Source organism: Oleispirillum naphthae, from assembly GCA_027864655.1.
Lineage (GTDB): Bacteria > Pseudomonadota > Alphaproteobacteria > Rhodospirillales > Rhodospirillaceae > Oleispirillum > Oleispirillum naphthae.
On record JAQAZG010000006.1, the window covers coordinates 199,027 to 209,457 of the forward strand.

The 10,431-nt window shown below is 70.3% G+C and carries 9 protein-coding genes; 4 read left to right on the forward strand and 5 right to left on the reverse strand.

Annotated features, from left to right (window positions below):
- Window positions 1-6: 6 nt before the first annotated feature.
- The 4 genes from glpX to O7R11_RS08810 form a co-directional block, all read right to left on the reverse strand.
- On the reverse strand, window positions 7-981 hold the full coding sequence (gene glpX, locus O7R11_RS08795; RefSeq protein ID WP_337997129.1) for a class II fructose-bisphosphatase: 975 nt from the start codon (window positions 979-981) through the stop codon (window positions 7-9).
- Window positions 982-1,204: 223 nt separating this feature from the next.
- Window positions 1,205-1,852 (reverse strand): response regulator transcription factor, encoded by a 648-nt coding sequence (locus O7R11_RS08800; protein WP_337997130.1) that lies wholly within the window; start codon window positions 1,850-1,852, stop codon window positions 1,205-1,207.
- Between the two features lie 316 nt (window positions 1,853-2,168).
- On the reverse strand, window positions 2,169-4,565 hold the full coding sequence (locus O7R11_RS08805) for an EAL domain-containing protein (protein WP_337997131.1): 2,397 nt from the start codon (window positions 4,563-4,565) through the stop codon (window positions 2,169-2,171).
- A gap of 88 nt (window positions 4,566-4,653) precedes the next feature.
- Entirely contained in the window at window positions 4,654-5,235 is a 582-nt protein-coding gene (locus O7R11_RS08810; protein WP_337997132.1) for a hypothetical protein, read from the reverse strand.
- 140 nt (window positions 5,236-5,375) lie between these two features.
- Between O7R11_RS08810 and ispH the strand changes: the two genes are divergently transcribed.
- The 4 genes from ispH to O7R11_RS08830 all read left to right on the forward strand — a co-directional run bounded on the left by ispH (window position 5,376) and on the right by O7R11_RS08830 (window position 8,455).
- A complete protein-coding gene (gene ispH, locus O7R11_RS08815) occupies window positions 5,376-6,335 on the forward strand; it encodes a 4-hydroxy-3-methylbut-2-enyl diphosphate reductase (RefSeq protein ID WP_337997133.1) in 960 nt (319 codons plus the stop codon).
- Window positions 6,336-6,396: 61 nt separating this feature from the next.
- Window positions 6,397-7,362 (forward strand): homoserine kinase, encoded by a 966-nt coding sequence (gene thrB, locus O7R11_RS08820; RefSeq protein WP_337997134.1) that lies wholly within the window; start codon window positions 6,397-6,399, stop codon window positions 7,360-7,362.
- Between the two features lie 3 nt (window positions 7,363-7,365).
- The gene (gene rnhA, locus O7R11_RS08825; RefSeq protein WP_337997135.1) at window positions 7,366-7,812 is read left to right on the forward strand and encodes a ribonuclease HI; all 447 of its coding nucleotides are present in this window, start codon (window positions 7,366-7,368) and stop codon (window positions 7,810-7,812) included.
- A 67-nt stretch (window positions 7,813-7,879) separates the two neighbouring features.
- Entirely contained in the window at window positions 7,880-8,455 is a 576-nt protein-coding gene (locus O7R11_RS08830; RefSeq protein WP_337997136.1) for a YqgE/AlgH family protein, read from the forward strand.
- Between the two features lie 77 nt (window positions 8,456-8,532).
- Here the strand turns inward: O7R11_RS08830 and O7R11_RS08835 are convergent, their stop codons facing one another.
- Window positions 8,533-10,257 carry a methyl-accepting chemotaxis protein gene (locus O7R11_RS08835; protein WP_337997137.1) on the reverse strand — a complete coding sequence of 575 codons (1,725 nt, stop codon included), beginning with the start codon at window positions 10,255-10,257 and terminating at the stop codon, window positions 8,533-8,535.
- Window positions 10,258-10,431 lie beyond the last annotated feature (174 nt).

Sequence of the window (10,431 nt, forward strand, 5' to 3'; positions counted from 1 at the left end):
CACGCATCAATCGGCTTCCACCATGTGGTAGCTGGTGAGCACCTGGCGCTCGCCGTAGGGTCCGCTGATCATCAGGGTCTGGGTGCGGGCGAAGTCGCCCTCCACCGTCACCCCGTCCACCAGGATGCCGTCGGTGACGCCGGTGGCGCAGAAGAACACCTGATCGGAGGAAACCAGGTCGTCCATCATCAGCCACTCCTCGGTGCCGAGGCCGAACTCGGCGATCACCTTGCGCTCGGTCTCGGACTGCGGGTCGAAGCGGCCCATGAAGTCCGCGCCGATGGCGCGCAGGGCGCAGGCGGTGAGGATGCCCTCCGGCGTGCCGCCGGTGCCGAGCAGCATGTCGATGCCGGAATCCGGAAAGGCGGCGAGCAGGCCGCCCATCACGTCGCCCGCCGGATAGAGCGCGCAGCGCGCCCCGGCGGCGTAGATCTCTTCGATCATCTTCTCGTGGCGCGGCTTCTCCAGCAGGAAGACGGTGAGTTCGCGCACCGGCTTGCCGAGCGCGCGGGCGAGCACCTTGAGCTTGTCGGCGGTGGGCGCCTCGGGGTCGATCAGGCCCTTGGCCTCCTTCGGCACCGCGATCTTTTCCATATAATAGGACGGGCCGGGGTCGAACATCGTGCCGCGCGGCGCCAGCGCGATCACCGAAAGCGCGTTGGCGATGCCCTTGGCGGTGTAGCTGGTGCCCTCCACCGGGTCCACCGCGATGTCGAACTTGGCGCGGTTGCGGGACAGGCCGATCGCCTCGCCGCAGTAGAGCTCCGGAGCCTCGTCCTTGGCCCCCTCGCCGATGATCACCGTGCCCTCGATCGGCAGGGCGTTCAGTTCCTTGCGCATCGCCTCCACCGCCGCGCCGTCGGCGGCGTTCTTGTCGCCGCGGCCGACCCAGTCGTAGGCGGCGAGGGCCGCGGCCTCGGTGACGTTGCGCAGGCAATAGGCGAAAAGCGGCGTCCGCTGCTGTATCGGACGATGCACCATGTGTCAGTCCCCCGTCATTATGCCTTCCGTTTCCCGGACGGCGCTGGCGGCCAAACCCTCCCGGCAGGCGGGACTCGATGAGTGGGAAGGCGGGCCTTCGGCCGCATTGCAGCCCGCTCCGAACAAGACAGTTCCGTTACGCGCGGGGATACCTCAGCGCCGGACCCGGCGCAACCCCCGAAGCGGGGGCCGCCGGGCGGCGAACCCCACCCACAAGCCGCACCTACACCACCTTCCGGCTGCTCAGGTAGAAGGCGACCGCCTGGGAACGGTTGTCCACGCTGAGCTTCTCGTAGAGGTTCTTGAGGTGAAACTTCACGGTATTCAGAGAGATGTCGAAGCGCTTGGCGATCTGGGCGTTGGTGATGCCGCCCGCGAGCGCGGTGAGCAACTCGCGCTCGCGGGGGGTCAGCGCCCCCAGCGGGTCGTTCACCGCACGCTGCGCATTGACGAAGGGGAAGATCTTGCGCCCGTCGGCGACCGCGGCGATGGTTTCCAGCAGGTTCGCGCCGGGATCGGATTTGGAGCAAAAGGCCCAGGCGCCAAGCATTTCCGCCTCCACCGGGATCGACGGATTGGACGACCCGGTATAGACGATGAGGCGCGCGTTGCGCTCCTTGCGGAGGAACGCCTCGAGCACGCCGCGCCCGCCGAGATAGGGCATCTCCCACCCGATCACCCCAACGTCGAAGCGCACGTTCTCCGCGGCGGTGAGAAAGCGCTCGCCATCGGGCGCCATCGACACCAGGACGAAGCGCTCATCCGCCGCGAACAGGCGGATCAGGCTGCTCTGCAAGAGCGGGTTCTTCTCCGCGATCATCACTTCGATCGGGGATTTCCGTTGAATCGACTTCCGTTTTTTTCCGGCCATCCTGGAATTGCACCCTTATGCCAGCGCCTTTGGAACGGGGCGGCAGACCCCGATCCATCCCCGCCGCCCCTCCCCGGGCGGCCCGCGCACCGTCGAGCCCCCGCTCCACTGTGCGTCTGTCGAACAATAGCGCAACCACCCGAATAGGCAAGCGGGTAGGGAATATTTCCCACCCCTTCTTGTAGGTGGGGGCTTCGCCACAGTCTGGATACGCCGACGGAATAGTTTCGCTCATCCCGGAATGCCGCGGCAACCCGCGGCACGGGATCGCGGCGGGTGCGCCGGGGGGTAGGAGCGGCGACTCGGGCGGCTGCCCTCAGCGCCGGCGCGACGCCATCCAGGCGCGCAGGCGCTGCGGCGGCATCGGCTTGGAGAAGAGATACCCCTGGCCGACGTCGCAGCCCATGCCGGCGAGAATCTGCGCCTGGACTTTGGTCTCGATACCCTCGGCGATGACCTTGAGGCCCAGCGCGTGCGCCATCGCGATGATGCCGCCGACCACGGTGACGTCGGCGGCGTCGGTTTCCAGGTTCATCACGAAGGCGCGGTCGATCTTGAGGAAGCCGATGGGCAGGCGGCGCAGGTAGGAGAGGCTGGAGTACCCGGTGCCGAAGTCGTCGAGCGCGGTGAGCACGCCGAGATCGCGCAGGGCGGCGAGCTGCGCCACGGTGTTCTCGTAGTCGGAGATCAACGAGCTTTCGGTGAGTTCGAGTTGCAGGCTCGCGGGCGGCAGGCCGCTCCCCCGCAGGATCTCCTCGATCAGCGGCACCAGGGCGCCGCTGCGCAGCTGCTGCGCCGAAACGTTGACCGCAAGCGGCATCTCGAACCCTGCTTCACAGAAGCGCCGCGCCTCGGCGCAGGTCTGGCGCAGCACCCATTCGCCGATCGCGCCGATCACCCCGATCTCCTCGGCGAGGGGGATGAAGGTGGCCGGAGAGACCGCGCCGAAGGCGCCGCCGGTCCAGCGGATCAGCGCCTCCGCGCCGTCCACCGCATTGCCCGCGAGCCCGACCTTGGGCTGGTAGACCAGCGAGAAATCCCCCGCCTCCGCCGCGGCGCGCAACGCGGTCTCCATGCGCAGGCGGTCCTGTACCAGGGTGTCCATGCCCGCTGCGTGAAACTGCACGCCGCCGCCCTCCCTCTTCGCGCGGCGGCGCGCCGCATCGGCCTGGCGCAACAGATCGGCGGAGGTCGCCGCGTCGCCGGGGCACATCGTCAGCCCGGCGGAAGCCCCGAGCCGCACCTCGCGCCCGGCGACGGTATAGGGGGCGGCGAGCGCCTCCACCATGTGCCCGGCGCGCACCGCGTAGTCGGCGGCGGTCTCCCGCCCCTCCAACAGCACCACGAATTCGTCGGCGCCGATGCGCGCCACGGTGTCGGCCTCCCCCGCCTGGATCACCAGACGCCCCGCCGCCTGGCGCAGCACCACGTCGCCGAAGGGCTGGCCGAGGCTGTCGTTGACCGCCTTGAAGCGGTCGAGGTCGATCGACGCCACCGCGTAGCAGCCGCCGCGGCGCGCCCGCTGCATCAGCTGGCCCAGGCGGTCCCACAAAAGGTCGCGGTTGGGCAGGCCGGTGAGCGGGTCGTGCATCGCCATGTGGGCGATGGTCTCGTCCTTGCGGCGCAGCTCGGTGGCGTCGGAGAACACCCCCACCGAGGAGGCTTCGGTGTCGGTCAGGTCCTCGGCGAGCGCATTGATCGTGAGATAGGCGAAGAAGCCGTCGCCGCTCATCCCCTTGAGCCACAACTCGCCGCTCCAGCGGCCGGCCTCGGCGAACTCCGTCCACAGCGCGTCGTAGAACGCCGGGTCCTGACGGTCGGAGAACAACAGGCTGATCGGCCTGCCCCGCGCCTCGTCGCGGGAAAGCCCGGTGATGCGGCAGAACGCCGGGTTGACCGACAGGATGGCGCCGTCGCGGCGCAGCACCACCACCGCCTCGTCGGTGGTCTCGATGATGTCGGCGGCGAGGCGCAGCTCGGCGGTGGACAGCGTCAGCGCCTGGTCGAGATCGGCGGCGAGTTCGACCAGGCGGCGCTCGCGGTCGGCGAGGCGGCGGAACAGCGGCCGGAAGATCAACGCCGCCTCGGCGGCGAGCGTCGCCAGCATCAGCCCGAGCACGCCGAACAGCACATGCCGCAGGTTGCGGATGGCGCGCTCGCTGTCCGCCTCGTAGGTGCGCACCGCGAGGTCGAGCCCGGAGAGCAGGCGGTCGCGCGCCGCAACCCGCAGCTCGCGCAGCGCCGCTTCATCGATTCCCCCCTCCGCCGCGGCGCGGGAGAAGGCGCGCGCCTGCCCCACATAGGCCGACACCCGGCTTTCCAGCAGCACCGGCGGCGAATCGTAGACCCGCCGCACCGCCGGACTTTCCGTCGCGGGGATGCCCCAGTCCGCGTCGCCTCGGCGCAGGGCGCGGTGCGCGCGCGCCATCAGGTCGATGGCGTCGTCGAGGTCGGCGCGCAGGGCGGTGCGGGCGAGGGAGTCCTCTTCGGCGGCAAGCTCCGCCGCGAGCCCGGCGATGCGCTGGGACAGCATGCGCTGCCGCCCCGCGACGTTGACGATGCGGGCGGTGGTTTCCTGCTGCTGCACGATGGAATCGACGAGAACGTGGGTGCCGATCGACAGCCCGGCGATCAGCCCGAGGGCGACGAGGTAGCTGAGCGTGGCCCGGCGCAACCCGCTCCCCTGGGGAACGGCGGCATCCCTTTCGCGCATCGGCACATCTCCCACCCAAGACTCTCGTCTTGAGTGTGGGCTTGAACCGGCGCGTGTCAAGAATCCTCGGTTGAACCCCGGGGGCCGGTCAGTATTGCGGCTGGTTCTTGCGGTTGTACTGCAACTGCTCGTCGGTGAGCTGCATGCCGATGTAGACCCGCGCGTCGCCGGAGGACATGCTCTTGCCGAGCGGGATGTGCAGCGTCACCTCGGCGTCGCGATAGCGCACCTGGTTGACGTTCGGCGGGAAGGGCACCTCGGCGGAGAACGTCTGCTTGCCCGCAGGATGCGGGAAGAAGTCCGGCAGTGCGACGAAATACGCGAAGCTCCGGCGGCGCTCGCCGTCCTTGTCGCCGGGGCCTGCGGCGGGGCCGAGGTTCGCCTGGAAGATGACGGAAAGCGCCATGTCCACGGTGTTGGTCTTCTTGTCCACCTTGCACTCGCCGGTGTAGCCGAGAATCTCGGTTTCCATGACGATGTCGGTGATGTCGGAGCCGCCGCGGAACTGCGTCACCTTGGCGGTGTCGCGGTCGATCTTTATCGTCGGGCAGGGCGGCGGCGGCGCCTTGTCCTTGAACATCGAGCAGCCGCCGAGCGCAAACGCGGCAGCCATGGCCGCGCCGAGGACCGGGGCCGCGGACCGGCGGCCGAAAACCTGCTGCAGCGTCATGATGCTCTCCTTGCCGCGCGCACGAAACCTGCCCCGGTGATAGCCCAAGCGCCGGGCCACGGCAACCGGGTTTCGACGCGGGGGCTTTCGATTCGCCTCCGGACTTGCTACATCCTGACGGAACCAGCGAGGAAGCCGCCATGACCGCCGCCACCGAAATGCCGCCCCTGACCGTCGTCCTCGCCGCGCCGCGCGGTTTCTGCGCCGGGGTGGACCGCGCGGTGCAGATCGTCGAACGCCTGCTGGCGAGCCGCAGCGCGCCGGTCTACGTGCGCCACGAGATCGTCCACAACCGCTTCGTCGTCGAGGGCCTGGAGGCCAAGGGCGCGGTGTTCGTCGAGGAACTCGACGAGGTGCCCGACGGCGCCGCCGTGGTGTTCTCCGCCCACGGCGTGCCGAAGTCGGTGCCCGCGGAGGCGAAGCGCCGCGGACTTGCCGCGGTGGACGCCACCTGCCCCCTGGTCTCCAAGGTGCACATGGAGGCGGCGCGCCGCGCCGCCGAAGGCTGCCAGATCATCCTCATCGGCCACGCCGGGCACCCGGAGGTGGTGGGCACCATGGGCCAGGTGCCGCCGGAGAGTCTCCTTTTGGTGGAGACCGCCGCCGACGCCGAGGCGGTCGCCCCGGCGACGCCGGACGCGCTCGCCTACGTCACCCAGACGACGCTCTCGGTGGACGAGACGCGCGAGATCATCGCCATTCTCAAGCGCCGCTTCCCCGCCATCGCCGGGCCGAAGCGCGAGGACATCTGCTTCGCCACCACCAACCGCCAGGCGGCGGTCAAGGCGATCGCCGGAAGCTGCGACGCGGTATGGGTGATCGGCGCGCCGAACTCGTCCAACTCGCGCCGCCTGGTGGAAGTCGCGGCGCTCGCGGGTTGCCCGGACGCGCGCCTGATCCAGGGGCCGGAGGAGATCGACTGGGCAAGCCTCGGCGGCGTTTCCCGCCTCGGCATCACCGCCGGAGCCTCGGCCCCCGAGGTGCTGGTGGAGGCGGTGCTCGCCGCGCTCGCGGCGCGCCGCACGCTGGCCGTGGAGGAGGCGCGCCACGCCACCGAAACCCTGGCTTTCAAGCTGCCGATCCAGGTGCGGAACCTCTGATTTCCCCCTACCCATCGCCGCCGCTTTCCTCTATACCCATGCCCTCGACAGGAGGAGGGGCATGGCCGTTTACACCGACGTCACCGACGAAGACCTGGCGGGCTTCATGGCCGCCTACGCCACCGCCGACGTGGTGTCGTTCACCGGCATCGCCGAAGGCGTCGAGAACTCCAACTTCCTGGTGCAGACCGAGGACGGCGACGCCTACATCCTCACCCTTTACGAAAAGCGGGTGAACCCGGCGGACCTGCCCTATTTCCTCGGCCTGATGGAGCACCTCGCCGCCAAGGGCGTGACCTGCCCGCTGCCGATCAAGGCGAAGGACGGTTCCGCCCTGCGCACCTTGAACGGCCGCCCCGCCGCCCTGTTCAGCTTTCTCAAGGGGCTGTCGCCGCGGCGCATCGCCACCGCGCACTGCAGCGGCGTGGGCGCGGCGCTGGCGCAGCTGCACCGCGCCGGGGCGGACTATGCGGCCGAGCGCGCCAACGCCTTGAGCGTGCGCGCCTGGCGGCCCCTGTTCGCGCAGAGCGCGGCGGCGGCGGATTCCGTCGCCCCCGGCCTCGCCGTGGAGATCGGGCGCGAGCTTTCCGAGATCGAGGGCGCCTGGCCGTCGGGCCTGCCCGCCGGGGTGATCCACGCCGACCTCTTCCCCGACAACGTGTTCTTCCGCGGCGACGCGGTCTCCGGCGTCATCGACTTCTATTTCGCCTGCAACGACCTCTACGCCTACGACCTCGCCATCCTGATGAACGCCTGGTGCTTCGAGCCGGGCTGCGAGTTCAACGTCACCAAGGCGCGCTGCCTGCTGCGCTCCTACGACGCGGTGCGTCCGCTCGCGCGCGCCGAGGTGGAGGCCCTGCCCCTGCTCGCCCGCGGCGCGGCGCTGCGCTTTCTGCTCACCCGCCTCTACGACTGGCTGAACACCCCGCCGGGCGCGCTGGTGCGGCCCAAGGACCCGCGCGAATACCTCGCCATCCTGCGCTTCCACCGCGGGCTTTCCGGCCCCGGCGCCTACGGTCTCGGCTGAGCCATGGCGGCGGAGGTCGAACTCTTCACCGACGGCGCATGCTCCGGCAACCCCGGGCCCGGCGGCTGGGGCGCGCTTCTGCGCTATCGCGGCAAGGAGAAGGAACTCTCCGGCGGCGAGGCGCTCACCACCAACAACCGCATGGAGCTGATGGCCGCGATCGCCGGGCTGGAGAGCCTGACGCGGCCGTGCGCGGTGCACATCGTCACCGACAGCGAATACGTGATGAAGGGCGTCACCCAGTGGCTGCGCGGCTGGAAGGCGCGCGGCTGGAAGACCGCGGCGAAGCAGCCGGTGAAGAACGCCGAGCTGTGGCAGCGCCTGGAGGCGGCGCTCGCCCCGCACACCGTGCGCTGGAGCTGGGTGAAGGGCCACGACGGCCACGCGGAGAACGAACGGGTGGATGCTCTGGCCCGCGCCGCGATTCCCCGCAAGAACGCCGAAAGCTGATCCTTCCCGCCTTGCCGAAGACCGCCCCCCTGCGTATTTTGAAGTGGCAACCGCGCAAGGGACGGACATGGCCGCGACGCACACCAAAGCCGCCTATCTCACCGGACAATGCCTGATCGCCATGCCCGGCATGCAGGACCCGCGGTTCGAGCACACCGTGGTCTACCTCTGCGCCCATTCGGGCGAGGGCGCGATGGGCCTGATCCTCAACCGGGAACTGCCGGACATGCCGCTCTCCCGGCTGATGGAGCAGCTCAACGTCCCGGCCACCCCGGCGATCGAAGGCATGAAGGTGCATTTCGGCGGTCCGGTGGACCCGGGGCGCGGCTTCGTGCTGCATTCCTCCGACTTCATGGCGGAGGCGAGCATGCTGGTGGACAGCCGCCATGCGCTCACCGCCACCATGGACATCCTGCGCGCCGTGGCCGAGGGCCGCGGGCCGCGCCAGTCGCTGCTGGCGCTCGGCTATGCGGGCTGGGGCGCGGGGCAGCTCGATGCCGAGATCAAGGACAACGCCTGGCTGATCGTCCCCGCCGACGACGCCCTGCTGTTCGGCCCCGACAACGCCAAGAAGTGGCAGCGCGCCATCGAGAAGCTCGGCATCGACGTCGCCAAGCTCTCCTCCACCGCGGGCAACGCCTGACCCCCCTCTCCCGACACAAGAACACCCCCCGGGTATGGGGGGTGTTTTTGGTGTTTGGGGGGATAAGGGGTCGGGTTTTAGAGGTGGTAGGTGACGCGCATGACGCCCCAGGGTCGGCGGTCGATGACGATGGGCATGCCGATGCCTTTGAACAGGACCATGGTGTTGGGGGCGACCTCGCGGATGTAGGTGTGGAAGAGGAAGGGCTCGCGGCTTTCGTAGAGGCGGGCGCTGGCGTGGTCCTTGAGGAAGATGCGGAAGCGGCTGTTGGCGGCGTTCCACACCGGGTCGGCGGTCTGGGGTTTGGAGCAGTAGAGGTTGTTGACCGGCATGTAGCCGTTGCGGTCCACCGTGACCACGGCGACGAGGCGCTCGCTGCGCGCCAGGTGGCGTTCCTGGATCGGCACGAAGGCCTGTTCGGCGAAGGCGACGCAGCGGTTCGTGTACTGCGTGGGATTGGTGCCGGGGACCGGCTGGTAGTCCTCGTCGAAGAGGTCGGCGAGGGAGAGGCGGCCGTGGCGCAGGCCGTCTTCGAGCGCCTGGGTCACCTCGCGCTGCGCGTCGGCGAGGATGCCGAGCATCTCGACGTCGCAGAAGTCGAGGCCGTCGATCAGGCGGCGGATCGCCGCGGCCTGCGCGCCGCCGGGCGGCGGCTCGAAGCGCAAGGCGATTTCGTTCCCGCTGCGCGCCGCGGCCACCGGCATCTCGCCGAACCACGGCAGGCGCAGCGCCGCGCCCGCGAGCCCGGCGATCTCGCCCTCGGGGGCGAAGCGGCCGCCCGCGGCGGTGATTTCGGTGAGGCGGCCCGCGGTTTCCCGCCCTTCGGCGGCGAGCGCCGCGGGAAGGTCGAGGGGCAGGCGGGCGATGCTGTGGTCGGCGCTGCGGTATTTGTCGAGCACCGCGCCGAGGCGGCGGTCCACGCCGTCGAGGCGCGACGCCGAGGCGGCGGCGAGCCGCGCCACCTCCTCCGACTGCGTCTGCGCCTGCGCCGCCTCCTGGGCGATCGCGCCGATGCTGTCGGAGACCTCCGAGACCCGCTCCGCCACCGCATGGGCGTTGCGGCTGATCTCGCCGGTGGCCTCGGCGTGCTGCTGCACCGCGCCCGCCACCTCGGCGGTGATGTCGCGGATCTCCCGCACCGCCGCCGCGATCACGCCGATCGCCGCGGTGACCTCGCCGCTGGTGTTGCCGATGTGGCCGATCTTGTCGCGGATGTCGCGGGTGGCGCCGGCGGTCTGCTTGGAGAGGTCCTTGACCTCGTTGGCCACCACCGCGAAGCCCTTGCCCGCCGCCCCGGCGCGCTGCGCCTCGATGGTGGCGTTGAGCGCCAGCATGTTGGTGCGCCGCGCGATCTCCTCGATGAAGCCGACGATCCCCGAGACCGCCTTCAGCGCCTCGGCCAGCCGCGCCACGGTGTCCGAGGCGTGGCCCGCCTTGTCCACCGCCTCGGTGGCGAGGTCCGCGGCGCGGTGCACCAGGCCGTCCACCTGATGCTCGGAGGCCGCCAGTTGCTGGCAGGCCGCCGCCACCGTCTGCACGTTGGCCAGAGCCCCCTTGGAGGCCTCCGCCGCCACCCCGGTCTGGTCGCCCACCTGGCCCACCGCGGCGATGCCGTCCGCCGCCGCCTGCTCGATCGCCGCGCTCTGGCGCACCGTGTCGGCGACGTTGCCCTTCACTTCGTGTTCGAACGCCTCGATCAGCGCCAGGGACTGGCGGACAAACGCCGCCATGCGGCGGTATTCCGCGTCCCCGCCCGCGTCTTCCGCGGATGCGGCCGGCGTGTGGTTCGACAGATGCGTCATCGCAACCTCCCGCGCATCGGGACTGGGCTGTCCCCCTTGTTGCTTCGCTTCTCCCCCGAGGTCCGGAGCGGCCCCGCCGGGGCCGCTCCGTGCGTGTCGGCTCAGAGCTTGAGCCGGGCGGTCGTGGTGTCCGCGCCTTGCGCCGGGGCGGGGCAGGCGAAGCCGAGCGCGGTG

What these genes read in the sequence shown, in the direction of transcription:
- thrB (WP_337997134.1), top strand. Translation starts at nt 6,397, where the DNA reads ATGGCCGTTTACACCGACGTCACCGACGAAGACCTGGCGGGCTTCATG.
- O7R11_RS08830 (WP_337997136.1), top strand. Translation starts at nt 7,880, where the DNA reads ATGGCCGCGACGCACACCAAAGCCGCCTATCTCACCGGACAATGCCTG.
- O7R11_RS08835 (WP_337997137.1), bottom strand. Translation starts at nt 10,257, where the DNA reads ATGACGCATCTGTCGAACCACACGCCGGCCGCATCCGCGGAAGACGCG.
- O7R11_RS08805 (WP_337997131.1), bottom strand. Translation starts at nt 4,565, where the DNA reads ATGCGCGAAAGGGATGCCGCCGTTCCCCAGGGGAGCGGGTTGCGCCGG.
- O7R11_RS08800 (WP_337997130.1), bottom strand. Translation starts at nt 1,852, where the DNA reads ATGGCCGGAAAAAAACGGAAGTCGATTCAACGGAAATCCCCGATCGAA.
- ispH (WP_337997133.1), top strand. Translation starts at nt 5,376, where the DNA reads ATGACCGCCGCCACCGAAATGCCGCCCCTGACCGTCGTCCTCGCCGCG.
- glpX (WP_337997129.1), bottom strand. Translation starts at nt 981, where the DNA reads ATGGTGCATCGTCCGATACAGCAGCGGACGCCGCTTTTCGCCTATTGC.
- rnhA (WP_337997135.1), top strand. Translation starts at nt 7,366, where the DNA reads ATGGCGGCGGAGGTCGAACTCTTCACCGACGGCGCATGCTCCGGCAAC.
- O7R11_RS08810 (WP_337997132.1), bottom strand. Translation starts at nt 5,235, where the DNA reads ATGACGCTGCAGCAGGTTTTCGGCCGCCGGTCCGCGGCCCCGGTCCTC.